The following is a 15,270-nucleotide window of genomic DNA, read 5'->3' on the forward strand; positions in this document are numbered from 1 at the left end:
GTGGGCGGCACCGGGCGGGTTCGCCGGGTACCGCCCACGCGGGCGTGCCGTGCTCTGCACCTCCACCCTGCCTCCGGCGGCGGAGGCCGGGCGGAGGTCCGGGGTGGTGGTCGGGCCGTGGCGGCCCGTCAGTCGCCGGAGGTGTCCGGCAGCTTCCGCTGGATCAGATCCATGACGGAGGAGTCGGTGAGCGTCGTGACGTCGCCCAGCTCGCGGTGTTCCGCCACGTCACGCAGCAGCCGCCGCATGATCTTGCCCGAGCGGGTCTTCGGCAGCTCCGCCACCGGCAGGACGCGCTTCGGCTTGGCGATGGCGCCCAGCTGCTTGCCGACGTGCGCCCGCAACTCCTCGACCAGTCCCTCGTCCTCGGAGGCGGTGCCGCGCAGGATCACGAAGGCGCAGATCGCCTGCGTGGTCTGCGGGTCGGTCGCCCCGACCACGGCGGCCTCGGCCACCTTGGGGTGCGACACCAGCGCCGACTCGACCTCGGTGGTCGAGATGTTGTGGCCCGAGACCAGCATGACGTCGTCCACCCGGCCGAGCAGCCAGATGTCGCCGTCCTTGTCCTTCTTGGCGCCGTCGCCGGCGAAGTAGCGGCCGGGGAAGCGGGACCAGTAGGTGTCCAGGAACCGCTGGTCGTCGCCCCAGATGGTGCGGAGCATCGACGGCCACGGCTCGGTGAGGACCAGGTATCCGCCGCCGCCGTCCGGCACGGGGTTGGCGTCGTCGTCCACCACGGTGGCTGCGATGCCGGGCAGCGGGACCTGCGCGGAGCCCGGCTTGGCGGCGGTGACGCCCGGGAGCGGGCTGATCATCATCGCGCCGGTCTCGGTCTGCCACCAGGTGTCGACCACGGGCGCCCGGTTGCCGCCGATGTGCTCGCGGTACCACATCCACGCCTCGGGGTTGATCGGCTCACCGACCGAGCCGAGGATGCGCAGCGAGGAGAGGTCGAACTTCGCGGGGATCTCGTCCCCCCACTTCATGCACGCGCGGATCGCCGTGGGCGCCGTGTAGAGCAGCGTCACGCCGTACTTCTGGACGATCTCCCACCAGCGGCCGTGGTGCGGGGTGTCGGGGGTGCCCTCGTACATCACCTGGGTCGCGCCGTTGGCCAGTGGGCCGTACACGATGTAGGAGTGGCCGGTCACCCAGCCGACGTCGGCGGTGCACCAGTAGACGTCCGACTCGGGCTTGAGGTCGAAGACCGCGTGGTGGGTCCAGGCCGTCTGCGTGAGGTAGCCGCCGGAGGTGTGGAGGATGCCCTTCGGCTTCCCGGTGGTGCCCGAGGTGTAGAGGATGTAGAGCGGGTGCTCGGCGTCGAACGCCTCGGGGGTGTGCTCGTCGGACTGACGGTCCACCACGTCGTGCCACCACAGGTCGCGACCCTCGGTCCAGGCCGTCTCCTCGCCGGTGCGGCGCACCACCAGCACGTTGCGGACGTTCTCCGTGCCCGGGCGGGTCAGCGCCTCGTCGACCGCGGGCTTCAGCGCGCTCGGCTTGCCGCGCCGGTAGCCGCCGTCGGAGGTCACGACGACCCGTGCGTCGGCGTCCTGGATGCGGGTGGCCAGCGCGTCGGCGGAGAACCCGCCGAAGACCACGGAGTGCGGGGCACCGATGCGGGCGCACGCCAGCATCGTGATCACGGCCTCCGGGATCATCGGGAGGTAGACGGCGACCCGGTCGCCGGTCGCGACGCCGAGCTCGGTCAGCGCGTTCGCGGCGCGGCAGACCTCCCGCTGGAGGTCGGCGTAGGTGAGGCTGCGGGAGTCGCCCGGCTCGCCCTCGAAGTGGATGGCGACGCGGTCGCCGTGGCCGGCCTCGACATGGCGGTCGACGCAGTTGTACGCGACGTTCAGCCGGCCGTCCGCGAACCACTTCGCGAACGGTGGCTCGGACCAGTCGAGGGTCTCGGTCGGTTCCGTGGACCACGAGAGCCGGCGGGCCTGCTCGGCCCAGAAGGCCGTCCGGTCCTCGGCCGCCGCCTCGTACGCGCTCGCGGTGACATTGGCCTCGGCGGCCAGCGCGGGGGGCGGCGGAAAGCTCCGCTCCTCGCTCATGAGGTTGGCCAGGCTCTCGTTACTCACGGCATCCTCCGCATCGCTGCTGTGTCCCACGACACACCCCATCAGCCACCCCGGGCTTTGACAAGGGCTCACGGCGGATTGGTGTAGACCTGTCCCGGCGAATGGCCCGTCCGGCGGGACGAGCGGGCGCTCGTCGCGCCGAACGGGCGCCGGGCGGGAAAATCAGCTGGTCAACAGCGAGGGCTGCACCGGGCGGAACATCGGCGATCCCGCACCGGGGTCGTCCAGCACGTAGGCCTGCGCCTCCCCGACGTGGAAGTACATCCCCCTCAGGGTGAGGGAGCCGTCCGCCATCCGCTCGGCGACGCACGGGTGCCGCGTCAGGTGGTCCAGCTGCTGCACCACGTTGGCGAGGCAGAGCGACTCCACGCCGTCCGCGGTCTCCCTGCCGCCGACCCGCGGCTCCGCGCCGGCACCGGCCGCGAGCCGGTCCAGGCTCGGCCGGCCGTGGCGCAGCCACCGCCGCAGCGGGCTGTCGGCCGCGCCCGCCGGAGCGGGCGGCGCCGCGGCGGTCTGCCGCAGCGCCTGCATGGCGCCGCACCCGGAGTGGCCGCAGACGGTGATGGAGCGGACCTTCAGCACCGTCACCGCGTACTCGATCGCCGCGGCGACCGAGGTGTCGGCCTCCTCCCCGCCGGGCGGCGGCACCAGGTTCCCGACGTTGCGGACGGTGAAGAGGTCGCCCGGTCCGCTGGAGGTGATCATGCTGGTGACCAGCCGGGAGTCCGCGCAGGTCAGGAAGAGCTGCCCGGGGCGCTGGCCGTCCCGCGCCAGCCGTGCCAGATCCTCGCGGACCAGCGGAGCGGTGAGCCGCTGGAAATCCTCCACACCGCTCAGCAGCCGGTCGTCCGCCGGGCCCCGCGCCCGCAGCCCGCTCGCGGGACGGAATCCACCGTCCTCGACCGGCCGCGGGGCTCCCGGACGGTCGTCCGCGCCGGGTGCCGCGGCGGGGACGCCGCCGGGCGGCGGCTCCGCCAGCGAGACCACGGCCCGGTCACCGCCCTCGGCGGCGGCCTCCGTCGCGGCGTCCGAGCGGCGCGCCGCCGGAGGCGCGCCCGGCTCGCCGGGCGCCTCCCCGCCCGCCGGGCCGTCGGCCACTGCCGGGACCGGCGTCGGCCGGCTGGTCGGCTGGTAGTTGTGCCACGGCAGCCAGGGCTGCCGGAACTCGCGGGTCGTCGCCGGGGTGCCCACCGGCTCCCCGGTCCGGCCGGTGATCTCGACGCGCCCGCCCTGGGCGAGGTGCGAGGTCCGCCAGTCGTGCAGCGTCTCGTGCGCGGCGTGGTCCATGAAGGTGCCCGAGAGCTCGACCGTCACGACCGTCCCCTCCGGCGCCTGGTTGAGCACACGGGTGAGCCGCGGCACGGCGAGGAAGGTCAACTGGCCCCGCACCCGGACGAGGTGGCCGCCGTCCGGCAGCTCCTCGTGGGTGATGCGGGTGCGCGTCAGCCGGTGCAGGGCGGTGGCGATGGCCAGGGCGATGCCCAGCCCGACCCCCTCCAGCACGCCGAAGACGACCACGCCGAGCACCGTCACCCCGTAGACCGCGACCTCGCGGTGCTGCGTGACGCTGCGGATGTGGGTGATCTTGACCATCTGGATGCCGACGACCATGACCAGCGCGGCGAGCGCCGCCAGCGGGATCAGCTCCAGCAGGCCGACCAGGAGGCCCGTGGCGAGCAGCACCCAGCAGCCGTGCAGGATCGTCGAGTTGCGGCTCACCGCCCCGGCGGCGACGTTGGCGGAGCTGCGCACCGCGACCCCGGTGATCGGGAGGCCGCCGAGCGCGCCGGAGATCACGTTGCCGGCGCCCTGACCGCGCAGCTCGCGGTCGAGGTCGGCCTTGGGGACGCGGGGGCCCCCGTTGCGCTGCCGGGCGGTCGCCAGCTTGTCCACGGCGACGGCGGAGAGCAGCGACTCGACGCTGGCGACCAGCGTCACCGTCAGCACGCCGGCGAGGATGCCGAGCGCGGGGCCCTCGGGGAGCTGCGGCAGGGCGTGGCTGCTCCAGGAGGGCAGGTCGACCCGGTCGAGCCGGAAGCCGGCGGCGAGCGCGGTCAACGTCGCGAGGGTGACGGCCGCGAGCGCGGTCGGCACCGCCTTGCGGACCAGGGCGCCGTAGCGGCCGGGGAGTCGCGGCCACAGCAGCATGACGGCGATGGTGACGCCACCGACGACGAGCGCCGCCGGGTGCGGGTTCGCCAGCTGGGAGGGCAGCTCGGCGAGGTTGCTCAGCACGGAGCTCTCGGGGCTGCCGCCGAGAACGATGTGCAGCTGCGCGATGGCGATGGTGACGCCGATACCGGCGAGCATGCCGTGCACGACCGCGGGGCTGACGACCAGGGCGGTCCGTGCGACCCGCAGGGCGGAGAGCCCGAGTTGGGCGAGGCCGGCGAGGACGGTGATGGCGCAGGTGGTGCGCCAGCCGTACGCCTGGATGAGGTCGGCGGTGACCACGGTGAGACCGGCGGCGGGGCCGCTGACCTGGAGGGGGGCGCCGCCGAGCCGGCCGGCGACGATGCCGCCCACGGCGGCGGCGACGAGCCCCGCCTGGAGGGGGGCGCCGGTGGCGAGCGCGATGCCCAGCGACAGCGGCAGAGCGACGAGGAAAACCGAGATCGAGGCCGAGAGGTCGGCCCGGTGGCGAGCGAGTCCTTGGGGTGGGGCGGGGGCGCAGGCGGACATCCGTCTCCGTCCTAGGGCAGCAGGGATCGTGCACACGCAGCGTGAGGGTATGCCTACCCTCAAGCATTGGTAAATGAAGAGTAATGGGACGTAAAGGCATGCACGAGTACGTAAGCCCTTTCGTGGGTCGCATTGCTCCCAAAGCATGAATAATCATCTGAACTGCTTGTCGTATCAGTATCTCTTTGGATTGTCGGGAGAGTTTGGATTCGGGCTGGTTCGCGCCATGGCGTCGACCGGTCCGGCCCAGACAGACCTCACGGCGGGAGATCCCGATGACGGGCTCGGTTACCAGGCTTGCGGCGGCTGCCACCGTCCTTGCCGTCACGCTCACCATGGCCGCCTGCTCCGGCGGCACCCCGGCGGGCGACGGCCCCCGGCAGCAGAAGGACGAAGGCGCGGAGCCCGAGGCCGCGCCGCAGGCACCCCAGCTCATCGGGGACGGCTCCACCGCGTTCACCGGGGCGCAGCCCAACCAGCCGGCGATCGAGACCCTCGAACCGGGCCAGGCTCCGCCGCAGTTCGTCGTCTTCTCGTGGGACGGCGCCGGGGAGGACGGCAACCAGCTGTTCTCACGGTTCCGGCAGATCGCCAAGGACAACGACGCCCACATGACCTACTTCCTGTCCGGCGTCTACCTGCTGCCGGAGGACCAGCGCCACGCGTACGAGCCCCCGGGCCGCTCCGCGGGCGCCTCCGACATCGGCTACCTCAAGGACGAGAACATCGCCGCCACGCTGGAGCAACTGCGCGGCGCCTGGCTCGACGGCAGCGAGATCGGCACCCACTTCAACGGCCACTTCTGCGGCCCGGGCGGCGTCGGCTCCTGGTCGCCGCAGGACTGGATCAGCGAGACCGAGCAGGCCAAGTGGATGGTGAAGAACTGGCGCACCACCACCGGCTGGGAGGAGGTCGAGCCGCTGCCCTTCGACTACGAGGAGGAGTTGATCGGCGGCCGCACCCCCTGCCTGGAAGGTCAGGACGCCCTGCTCGCCGCCGCCGGCGACCTCGGGCTGCGCTACGACTCCAGCGGCAACGGCACCCAGGTCTGGCCGAGCCAGCGCGAAGGGGTCTGGGACATCCCCCTCCAGGCGGTCCCCATGCCGGGACGGGCCTTCGAGACGCTCGCCATGGACTACAACTTCATGGTCAACCAGTCGGGCCCCGGCAGCGGTGACCCGTCGCGCTGGGGCGAGTGGGAGGCCCAGATGCGCGACGGACTGCTCCAGGGCTTCCAGCGGGCCTTCGACGGCAACCGCGCGCCGCTGATCATCGGCAACCACTTCAACGGCTGGAACGGCGGCATCTACATGGACGCCATCGAGGACGTCGTGGCGGACGTCTGCCCGCGGGAGGAGGTGCGCTGCGTCTCGTTCCGCCAGCTGGTCGACTGGCTGGACGCGCAGGACCCGGCGGTGCTGGAGGAGCTGCGCGGGCTCGGCGTCGGTGAGGCGCCGGCCGGCGGGTGGGGCTCGTTCCCGGCGGGCCCCGCCCCCGCGGCGGAGGACACCGCCGGGCCCGCCCGTCGTCAGCCGGCCGGTGCGTCCTCGCGCAGGACGAAGCCCGGGTCGACCTGCGCGGCGAGGTCGACGCCCGTCCGCTCGTTGCCCCAGCTCGCCGCGTTCCGCAGGTGGAAGTGGACCATCTGCTGCGTGTAGCGCTCCCAGTCCCGCTGGGCGTAGGCGGCGTCGGCCGCCTCGTGCACGGTCTTGAGCGCGAGGAGGTTCTCCTGCTCGAGCTCCCGGAACGGACGGGCGCCGCCGCGCTCCATGGCGCGCACCCACGGCGAGTTGCCGAAGGTGACGAGGAGGTCCTCACCGATCTCCGCCCTGAGGAACTCCAGGTCCTCCGGGCCCTGCACCTTGTTCCCGATGACGCGCAGCCGCACGTCGAAGTCGCGCGCGTAGTCGCGGTACTGGCGGTAGACGGACACGCCCTTGCGGGTCGGTTCGGCGACGAGGAAGGTCATGTCGAAGCGGGTGAACATGCCGGAGGCGAAGGAGTCGCTGCCGGCCGTCATGTCGACGACGACATAGGCGTCCCGCCCGTCCACCAGGTGGTTCAGGCAGAGCTCCACCGCGCCGGTCTTGGAGTGGTAGCAGGCGACCCCGAGGTCGCTCTCGGTGAAGGGGCCGGTGGCGAGCAGCCGCACCCGGCCCTCCGACTCGCCGTCGGCGGCGGAGACCAGGTCCACGTCACGGGCGCACGCGTCGAAGACGGGGTTGGTGCCCTCCAGCCGCAGCAGCCGCGAGCCGCTACCGGGCGGTGTCGTCTTGATCATGGAGGCGGCGGAGGTGATGCGCGGGTTGGTGCCCCGCAGGTGGTCCTTGATCAGCGGCAGGTGCGCTCCCAACGGTGGCAGCGAGGCCGCTGCCTCCTCGTCGAGGCCGAGTGCGGCACCCAGGTGCTGGTTGATGTCCGCGTCCACGGCGGTGACCGGCACGCGCTGCGAGGCGAGGGAGCGGATGAAGAGCGAGGAGAGCGTGGTCTTGCCACTGCCGCCCTTGCCGACGAAAGCGATCTTCATGTTCAGCCAACCTAGCCGCGGACCCCGCCCGGGCGGAGCCACCGCGGGCAGGACCACCCGAAGGCGGGACACCGGCCACCACCCCGGAACAGACGTGCCACCGCATAGGCTGCCGCCATGACGGCGAACACCCCCCAGGGCAGCGGCGGCGCGGCCGCCTCGGGCGACGCGCGCCCCTCCGGCACGGACACCGGGTCCGCGACCCCGCCCGACCCCCTGCTTCCGCTGGCCGAACTCCCCGGAGCGGCGGAGGCCGTCGCCGGCATGCGGAAGGCGGTCGACCGCGTCTACGGCCACCGCGTGATGCGGCGGCGCAGCGCCGAGGTCTCCTCGGAAGCCGCGCTCCGCGGGGCCCGCGCCTCGGCCGCGCTCGCCGGGGCCGACTGGGCGCTGGAGGAGGTCCGCCGCCGGGGCGACTTCTCCGCCGACCCGGAGGCCCGGATCATGGGCGCCGCGCTGCGGGTGTCCGCCGAGGCCGGCCAGCTGCTGGACATCTGGCGCGCCTCCCCGCTGCGGGTCCTGGCGCGGCTCCACCTCGTCGCCGCCGGGGGAGCGCCCCTGGGCGCGTCCGCCGGAACCGCGGGGCGTACCGGTACCGCCGGGCGCGTCGAGCACCCCGCTGTCGGGCGCCCCCGGCTCGCGGGGGAGGACGTCGACGACCCCGACGGGCCGGCGCTGCCGCTGCCGTCGGTCGACGAGACCGCGGCACGGCTGGAGGCCCTCGCCCGCCTGGTGGTCTCCGGCTCCGGCGCGCCCGCACTGGTGACCGCCGCCGTGGTGCACGGCGAGCTGATGGCGCTGCGGCCGTTCACCTCCCACAACGGAGTGGTCGCCAGGGCCGCCGAGCGCATCGTCCTCGTCGGTGGCGGCCTGGACCCCAAGGGCGTCGCGCCCTGCGAGGTGGGCCACGCCGAGCAGGGTGCCGAGGCGTACCGGGAGGCCCTGGGCGACTACGCCTCGGGGACCGCCGCCGGTATGGCGCGGTGGATCGCGCACTGCGGGCGGGCGGCGGAGCTGGGCGCCCGCGAGTCGGTCGCGGTCTGCGAGGCGCTGCAGCGGGGAGCCGCCTGAGCCCGCCGCGCGGGAAGCCTGCGGGGCGCGGGTGGCGGTGCGGGGGTGGGGGTGGCGGTGCGGCGGCGGTCGAGGGCGGGGCCCGGAGAATCCGTCCGATCAGTCCGGTTGAACCGAAAAGTAAAATCTCGTCCGCCGGCTTTCTCACGGCCCCGGGCGGAGGTACAAAGGAGTCAGAGGCCTTCTCGAGCGGTCGTCCTCAAGCGGTCACCGTCGGATCAAGCCTCGGCAGCGGTACACATGAATGCCGGGTACCCACGCGTCGCCAGCCCACGATCTGGGCCAGCCGCACCAGGAAGCGGGCGCAGACCCCGTCCTGATCGGTACTCACAGAGCACGCCTGATCGCCCGGCGGACATGTACCGGCGGCGGTGCGGCCCCGAGGGGCGGCACCGCCGCTCTTCGCTGTTCGGCCGTGGCGGGTGCGGCGCATGACGGCCCCGGGATCGGTGGCCGCTGGCCGGCCGTCAGGGCCCGTGGCGGTCCGCCGGGCGTGCCGCGTCTCCGCCGGCGGTACCCGTGTCTCCTCGGCCCCGTCCCCTCGCCCCGCTCACCGGCAGCGGCGCCCGCCGGCAGCCGCCCGCCGTCGGGTGCGGCGCCCCAGGTACCAGACCACGCCGCCGGTGATCGCCGCGGCGGTCACCACCGCGCCCGCCGTCACCGCCGGCCGCGGCGCCGAGAAGCGCTTCTTCAGTCGGACCGGGCGGTTGAAGTTGAGCACGGGCCATTCGCGGGCCACCGCCTCCCGCCGGAGGGAGCGGCCCGGGTTCACCGCGTGGGGGTGGCCGACCGCCTCCAGCATCGGCAGATCCGTGGCCGAGTCGCTGTAGGCGTAACAGCGTTCCAGGTCGTAGCCCTCGGAGACCGCGAGTTCGCGGACGGCGTCCGCCTTGGCCGGGCCGTAGGCGTAGTAGGCGACCTCACCGGTGTACCGGCCCTCCTCCACGACCATGCGGGTGGCGACCACCCGGTCCGCGCCGAGGAGCCGGCCGATCGGCTCCACCACCTCCGAGCCCGAGGTGCTCACGATGACGACATCCCGCCCCGCCGCGTGGTGCTGTTCGATGAGCGACGCGGCCTCGTCGTAGATGATCGGGTCGATCACCTGGTGCAGCGTCTCCGCGACGATCTCCTGCACCTGTTGGACGTTCCAGCCCCGGCAGAGGTCCGAGAGGTAGCGGCGCATCCGCTCGACCTGCTCGTGGTCGGCGCCGCCGACCATGTAGACGAACTGCGCGTAGGCGCTGCGCAGCACGGCTCGGCGGTTCATCAGACCGCCCTGGTAGAAGGACCTACCGAAGGTGAGTGTGCTCGACTTCGCGATGACGGTCTTGTCGAGGTCGAAGAAGGCGGCGGTTCGTGGCTGCGGCAGATTTTCCACGTGGTCGAGCATAAACGCCCACCATTCGGCGTAGGCGGCGGCGCGGTGGGTTTGCCTGGGAGGGCTCTCGGGTACACCATGGAAGTCACGGATCGTTCGCGACCGTGCTATCCCGGTCCGGCTCATCCCCCCCCGAGTCGGCCGCGGAAGACGACCCCCGCTCTCCCCCCCGGCGGGGGTCGTCGCATGTCCGGACGCAGGTGCGCCGCGGTCGCGGGAACGGCGGGCCCGGAGATTGTTCGAGAGCGTCGGGCGCGGAAGCAGCTCCGGTCGCGTCACCGTCGCGTCCTGTCGACGTCATCGCGCCGGGCTGCCGTGGTCGCAGATGCTCCGCGACGCGGCCGTCGGGGCGTCAGGGTGTCGGTGGATGAGGGCGTCTGCCGAATGCCTTTCCTCTCGTGATGCGCACTGCGGCTACTTGGTGATCCCCTACCGATAGTGGGCGGTCTTTTCGCCCGTGGGGAGGGGTGTGCGGCCGGATCACCCGTTCGTGTGTCGAAGTTATCCACATCTTCCGCGTTATCCACAGATTCTGCTCAAGATCATCGCGATTCCGGGAATTCCGCCACTGTGACGTCCGGGCCGTCGATCACGCCGGCCCCGACGGACCACGGAGGAACCCGATGACCGCACCCTCCCCGGTGCTCGTCCTCACCGAGGACGAGTCCCTGCTCGACGACCTGCTCCGCCTCTGCGCGGCCGCCGACGCCCCGGCGGAGGTCGTCCACGGCCACGAACCCGCCGCCACGGCCTGGGCCACCGCCCGCCTGGTGCTCGTCGGCGACGACTGGGCGCTCTCCCGGGGGCGTCCGCCGGCCCGGCGGCCCGGCGTCGTCCTCGTCGGCCACAACCTGGACGACCACACCATCTGGCAGCGCGGCGTCGCCCTCGGTGCCGAGACCGTCCTCCACCTCCCGGACGCCGAGAAGACGCTCACCGACCGCATCGCCGACGCAGTGGAGACGGCCCGCGACCCGGCGCTCACCGTCGGCGTGCTCCCCGGCCGTGGCGGGGCCGGCGCCTCCACCCTCGCCGCTGCCCTCGCCCTCGCCGCGGCGCGCGGCGGACACCGCACCACGCTGGTGGACGCCGACCCCGGCGGCGGCGGGCTCGACCTCCTGCTGGGCGCCGAACGTACGGAAGGCCCCCGCTGGCCGGACTTCGCCGCCACCCGTGGCCGCATGTCCTGGACCGCCGTCGCCGACGCGCTGCCCCGCGTGCACGGCGTCAGCCTGCTCAGCTGGACCCGGGAGGCAGGCCGCCACCCCACGGGCGAGGCCATGGCCTCTGTGCTCGCCGCGGCACGCCGCGGCGGCGGCGCCGTCGTCATCGACCTGCCCCGCGGCGCGGACGAGGCCACCACGGCGGCGCTCTCCCGGCTCGACCTCGGTCTGCTGGTCGTCCCGGGCGATCTCCGCTCCGTTGCCGCCGCCCGCATCGCCGCGACCACCGCCGGGCGACTGGTCCGCGACCTCCGGCTCGTGGTCCGCCCCGGGGCGGCGCTCCCGGCCACCGAGGTCTCCCGCCTCGTCGGCCTACCGCTCGCCGGGGAGATCCCCGACCAGCGCCGCCTCTGCCCGGCCGTGGACGCGGGCGAGCCGCCCGGCCGTGACGCGGGCGCGCCCCTCGGGCGGTTCTGCGAAGCACTGGTCCGCCGAACGCTGCCCTCACCGGCGGCCGCTCGCGGCGACCGTCCCGACCGGCCCGCCGAGGACCGCACCGCCCGTCCGGGCGACGCCGCGCCCTTCCTGCCCGCGCAGCGGCGGCCCGCATGACGCTCACCCGGCCCGCCGCCGACCTGCTGGACAAGGTCCGCGCCCAACTCGCCGAAGCGGGCGACGACCCCACCCCCCACCGCGTCGCCGCCGTGCTGCGGGAGCAGAGCCGGCTCCTGGGCGACCACGACGTCCTGGCCGAGAGCCGCGAGCTGCGCTCCGAACTCGTCGGCGCCGGTCCGCTCCAACCCCTGCTCGCCGAGGCGGACGTCACCGACGTCCTCGTCAACGGCCCCGACGCCGTCTGGGTCGACCGCGGCCGCGGGCTCCACCGGGCCGGTGTCCGCTTTCGCGACACCACCGCCATCCGCCGCCTGGCCCAGCGTCTCGCGGCCACTGCCGGCAGGCGCCTGGACGACGCGCGCCCCTGGGTGGACGCCAGGCTCCCCGACGGCACCCGCATGCACGCCGTCCTCCCGCCGCTCGCCGTCGGCTCGCCCTGCCTCTCCCTACGCGTGGTCCGCCCCCGGCCGCTCACCCTCGACGAGCTGACCTCGGCCGGGACTCTGCCACCGGACGGAGCGGAGCTGCTGCGACGGCTGGTGCACGCCCGGCTCTCCTACCTCGTGACCGGTGGCACCGGCAGCGGCAAGAGCACGCTGCTGGCGACGCTGCTCGGACTCGTACCGGCGGACGAACGGATCGTGCTGGTCGAGGACTCCGCCGAACTGCGGCCCACCCACCCCCACGTGGTCGGTCTCGAGACCCGCCCGGCCAACCAGGAAGGCGCCGGCGGCATCGCCCTGGACCAACTCCTCCGCCAGGCACTACGGATGCGCCCGGACCGCCTCGTCGTCGGCGAGGTGCGCGGGCCGGAGGCCGTCACCCTTCTCACCGCTCTCAACACCGGTCACGACGGCGGCTGCGGCACCCTCCACGCGGGCGCGGCCCAGGACGTCCCCGCGCGACTCGAAGCGCTGGGCGCCATGGCCGGCCTGCCCCGCGCCGCCCTGCACAGCCAGTTGGCGGCCGCGCTCTCCGTCATCCTCCATCTGGTGCGGGTGCGCGGCAGCCGCCGGCTGGCCGAGGTGCACGTCCTGGAGCGGGACGCCGACGGACTGGTACGCACCGTGCCGGCGCTGCGCTGGACGGAGCGGGGCTTCCTCCGGGACCGCGGCTGGGCCGCTCTGGGAGGCGCGCTGTGAGCCAGGTCCTCCACACCCACGCGCTCGCCGTCGTCCTCTGCGGAGCCGGCGCCCGGCTGGCCCTGGGCGTGCGGCCGTCGCGCCACCGGGCCCGGGCGGTCCTCCCGCCGCCCACCGGCCGCCTTGCCGCGCCGGCGGGTCTCGCCCCTCCCCGTCCGGGCGCCACGGCCCACCCGCTACCGCGAGCGATCCCCTCACCCGGCCGCGGGGTGCCTGCTCTGCTGCGGCGGCCCCCGGTCAGAGGAGTGGTGCTCTGCCTGCTCGGCGGCTGCCTCCTCGCGGTGGGGAGCGGCTCTCCGCTCCCGCTCGTGGTGGGGCTCGTCGCCGCCCCGCTGACCGCCCGACGGCTGCGGCGCCGCGAGTTCCGCCGCCGCGCCGACCGCCGGGGCGAAACCGTCATCGCCTTCTGCGCCGCCGTGGCAGCCGAGGCGAGAGCGGGCCGCCGGCCGGAGGAGGCCGTGCGGGAGGCCGGGCTCCCCGGCCTCGGCCCGGCCGAGGCGGAGGTGACGCAGGCGGCGCGGACCGGCGGCGACGTCGCCGCCGCCCTGCGCGGGGCGGCACTGCTGCCGGGCGCCGGGGGCCTCGCCGGCGCGGCCGCCTGCTGGCAGGTGGCGACCGACGGCGGCGCCTCACTCGCCACCGGCCTCGACCGTGTCGCCCACGCGCTGCGCAGCGAACGCGACACCCGGGAAGATCTCCGCGCGCAGCTGGCCGGCCCCCGGACCACCGCGGCGGTCCTTGCGGCTCTGCCCGCCGCCGGGCTCCTGCTCGGCACCGCACTCGGCGCTGCACCGCTCGCCGTCCTGTTCACCCAGCCGGCAGGCATCCTCTGCCTCCTGATCGGCGGAGCGTTGGAGGCCGCCGGGCTGCTGTGGACCTCGGGGATCATCCGCGCCGCGGAACGGAGCGCGGCATGAAGCGCGTGCCCACTCCGGCTGCCGCAGCAGGGGCGGTCTCGGCCGGGACGCGGCCGCCGGGCCCCGGCAGCCGCCCCGCCGCGCGGCGCACCCACCTCGGCGCCGGCCCCCGGTGGTGCCCGTGACCACGACCGCAGCGATGCTCGGAGCGGCGGTGATCGGCTTCATGGCCGGGGCGCTGCTCCTGCCGGCGTCCACTCACCGCCGTGCCCGGGACCGCCGACGCTCCGTGTACCGGCAGGCTCCGGCACCGCAGCCGGGCCGGTTCCACCGGGCCTGGTCGCGGCGCCGGGCGGCCTTCGCCGCCCGGCCGCGGAACCGCCCCGCCACCGACCCCGCGCTGCCGCTGGCGGCCGATCTGCTCGCTGCCTGCCTCGCGGCGGGGGCCTCACCCGCCGGTGCCGCAGCGGCGGTGGGTGAGGCGCTGCCAGGGGAGTTCGCCTCCGCGCTGCGGCGCTGCGCCCGGGAGATCCGCCTCGGTGGTGACCCCGCGACCGTCTGGGCCAGGTTGGGCCGCTCGCCCGGAGCCCGGGCCCTCGCCCGGCGCCTGGAACTCGCCGACACCGGAGGCACGGGAGCCGTCGAGGCCGTGGCGACCACAGCGGCCGAGCATCGCCGGGCCCGGGCCCGCGGGGGCCAGGCCGGTGCCCGGCGGGCGGCCGTCCTGGTGACCGGGCCGTTGGGCCTCTGCTTCCTGCCGGCCTTCCTGCTCATCGGCGTCGCGCCCGTCGTCATCGGACTGGTCGCCGGGCTCGGCTGACGTCCCGACCTGCCTGCCGCGTGTCAGGCGGCAGGTACCCGCCCCGGCCGGCACCGACGTGCCGCTACCGGCCGTGCCACCGCCCGGCGCCGTGCCCCATCGATTCACCCCTACCGACAAAGGAGCACCACCGTGAAGAAGGAACCGCTGCACCGCCTCCGCGCTCTCCCGCACCGCGCGCGGCCCCGCATCGCCCGCCGCCCGCGGCTGCCGCGAGATGCGGGGATGAGCACCGCCGAGTACGCCGTCGGTACGGTGGCCGCCGCAGGGTTGGCCGCCGTGCTCTACCAGGTCGTCACCTCCGACACCGTCTCCTCGGCGCTGCGCGGCCTGGTGGAACGAGCCCTCGATGCGCCGCTGTGAGCAGCCCGCCTGCGTCTGGCGCACAAGAGCCGCAGCCCCTGGCGGAGGCGGAGACCGCGGGTTCGTCACAGCGGAGGCGGCGGTCGCCGTCCCCGCGCTGGTCGCGGTCCTCGCCATGCTGCTGTGGGGCGTCGGAGTCGGCCTCGCCCGGCAGGAGTGTGCCGACGCCGCGCGTGGTGGAGCGCGCGCCCTCGCCCGGGGCGAGACGACGGAAGCCGCCAGAGAGCTCGCCCTGGCCATCGCTCCGCGTGGGGCCGTGGTGGAGTTCACCCGTGAGGGCGAGCTCCACCGGGTGGTGGTGGCCGCCCGCTCACGCGGCCCCAACGCGCTGGCGCTTCCCGTGGCTGCCGGCGCGAGCGCCCAGGTGGAACCCTCGTGACCCCCGGCCGGGGCGCCGGGCACGGCCCTGCCCCTGCTTCCGCCACCGTCCGCAGACACCGGGCCGCCGCCGGCGCCGGTGGTTCGCCGCGGTCCTCACCACCGGCGCCTGCGGAGAGCCGCGGCGCGAGCACTGCGGACGGTTCGCTAGACTGGCGCCGCCAGTTGGACTTCGGCTTCGACC

Annotated in this window: 11 protein-coding genes and 1 pseudogene; 8 read left to right on the forward strand and 4 right to left on the reverse strand. The window is 74.7% G+C overall.

What is annotated here, in order from left to right; genetic code table 11:
* Positions 1–128: 128 nt before the first annotated feature.
* Both acs and HCN56_RS16480 read right to left on the reverse strand, forming a co-directional pair.
* Positions 129–2,087 carry an acetate--CoA ligase gene (acs, locus tag HCN56_RS16475; protein WP_167971880.1) on the reverse strand — a complete coding sequence of 653 codons (1,959 nt, stop codon included), beginning with the start codon at positions 2,085–2,087 and terminating at the stop codon, positions 129–131.
* Positions 2,088–2,249: 162 nt separating this feature from the next.
* Positions 2,250–4,769: a SulP family inorganic anion transporter gene (locus HCN56_RS16480; RefSeq protein WP_167971882.1), complete on the reverse strand. Its 2,520-nt coding sequence runs from the start codon at positions 4,767–4,769 to the stop codon at positions 2,250–2,252.
* A 275-nt stretch (positions 4,770–5,044) separates the two neighbouring features.
* On the opposite strand from HCN56_RS16480, the pseudogene HCN56_RS16485 reads away from it, so the two are divergent.
* Positions 5,045–6,301 (forward strand): annotated as a pseudogene (locus HCN56_RS16485) (polysaccharide deacetylase family protein); the annotation flags it as partial.
* Here HCN56_RS16485 and HCN56_RS16490 read toward each other — a convergent pair.
* Positions 6,298–7,296 (reverse strand): ATP-binding protein, encoded by a 999-nt coding sequence (locus HCN56_RS16490; protein ID WP_167971883.1) that lies wholly within the window; start codon positions 7,294–7,296, stop codon positions 6,298–6,300. The pseudogene HCN56_RS16485 and the gene HCN56_RS16490 overlap by 4 nt on opposite strands.
* Positions 7,297–7,413: 117 nt before the next feature.
* Between HCN56_RS16490 and HCN56_RS16495 the strand changes: the two genes are divergently transcribed.
* On the forward strand, positions 7,414–8,367 hold the full coding sequence (locus HCN56_RS16495; protein WP_245246635.1) for a Fic family protein: 954 nt from the start codon (positions 7,414–7,416) through the stop codon (positions 8,365–8,367).
* A gap of 550 nt (positions 8,368–8,917) precedes the next feature.
* On the opposite strand, the gene HCN56_RS16500 is transcribed toward HCN56_RS16495, so the two are convergent.
* Positions 8,918–9,760 carry an HAD family hydrolase gene (locus HCN56_RS16500; protein WP_167971885.1) on the reverse strand — a complete coding sequence of 281 codons (843 nt, stop codon included), beginning with the start codon at positions 9,758–9,760 and terminating at the stop codon, positions 8,918–8,920.
* Positions 9,761–10,371: 611 nt separating this feature from the next.
* Between HCN56_RS16500 and ssd the strand changes: the two genes are divergently transcribed.
* From ssd to HCN56_RS16530, 6 genes are all read left to right on the forward strand, one after another.
* Complete coding sequence (ssd, locus tag HCN56_RS16505) at positions 10,372–11,523, forward strand: septum site-determining protein Ssd (RefSeq protein WP_167971887.1); 1,152 nt, start codon at positions 10,372–10,374, stop codon at positions 11,521–11,523.
* Positions 11,520–12,668, forward strand: coding sequence for a TadA family conjugal transfer-associated ATPase (locus HCN56_RS16510; protein ID WP_167971888.1), 1,149 nt, complete (start codon positions 11,520–11,522; stop codon positions 12,666–12,668). The genes ssd and HCN56_RS16510 overlap by 4 nt, the downstream gene beginning before the upstream one ends.
* Complete coding sequence (locus HCN56_RS16515) at positions 12,665–13,585, forward strand: type II secretion system F family protein (RefSeq protein ID WP_167971890.1); 921 nt, start codon at positions 12,665–12,667, stop codon at positions 13,583–13,585. The genes HCN56_RS16510 and HCN56_RS16515 overlap by 4 nt, the downstream gene beginning before the upstream one ends.
* 121 nt (positions 13,586–13,706) lie before the next feature.
* Entirely contained in the window at positions 13,707–14,345 is a 639-nt protein-coding gene (locus HCN56_RS25840) for a type II secretion system F family protein (RefSeq protein WP_312871264.1), read from the forward strand.
* A 189-nt stretch (positions 14,346–14,534) separates the two neighbouring features.
* The gene (locus tag HCN56_RS16525; RefSeq protein ID WP_312871265.1) at positions 14,535–14,708 is read left to right on the forward strand and encodes a DUF4244 domain-containing protein; all 174 of its coding nucleotides are present in this window, start codon (positions 14,535–14,537) and stop codon (positions 14,706–14,708) included.
* A complete protein-coding gene (locus tag HCN56_RS16530) occupies positions 14,695–15,087 on the forward strand; it encodes a TadE family type IV pilus minor pilin (RefSeq protein WP_245246636.1) in 393 nt (130 codons plus the stop codon). Before HCN56_RS16525 ends, HCN56_RS16530 begins: the two co-directional genes overlap by 14 nt.
* Positions 15,088–15,270 lie beyond the last annotated feature (183 nt).

The organism is Streptomyces lonarensis (assembly GCF_012033735.1).
GTDB lineage: Bacteria > Actinomycetota > Actinomycetes > Streptomycetales > Streptomycetaceae > Streptomyces > Streptomyces lonarensis.

Coding starts and splice junctions, on each gene's coding strand:
- HCN56_RS16490 (WP_167971883.1), bottom strand. CDS start 7,296: ATGAAGATCGCTTTCGTCGGCAAGGGCGGCAGTGGCAAGACCACGCTC.
- HCN56_RS16495 (WP_245246635.1), top strand. CDS start 7,414: ATGACGGCGAACACCCCCCAGGGCAGCGGCGGCGCGGCCGCCTCGGGC.
- ssd (WP_167971887.1), top strand. CDS start 10,372: ATGACCGCACCCTCCCCGGTGCTCGTCCTCACCGAGGACGAGTCCCTG.
- HCN56_RS16530 (WP_245246636.1), top strand. CDS start 14,695: ATGCGCCGCTGTGAGCAGCCCGCCTGCGTCTGGCGCACAAGAGCCGCA.
- HCN56_RS16500 (WP_167971885.1), bottom strand. CDS start 9,760: ATGCTCGACCACGTGGAAAATCTGCCGCAGCCACGAACCGCCGCCTTC.
- HCN56_RS16510 (WP_167971888.1), top strand. CDS start 11,520: ATGACGCTCACCCGGCCCGCCGCCGACCTGCTGGACAAGGTCCGCGCC.
- HCN56_RS16480 (WP_167971882.1), bottom strand. CDS start 4,769: ATGTCCGCCTGCGCCCCCGCCCCACCCCAAGGACTCGCTCGCCACCGG.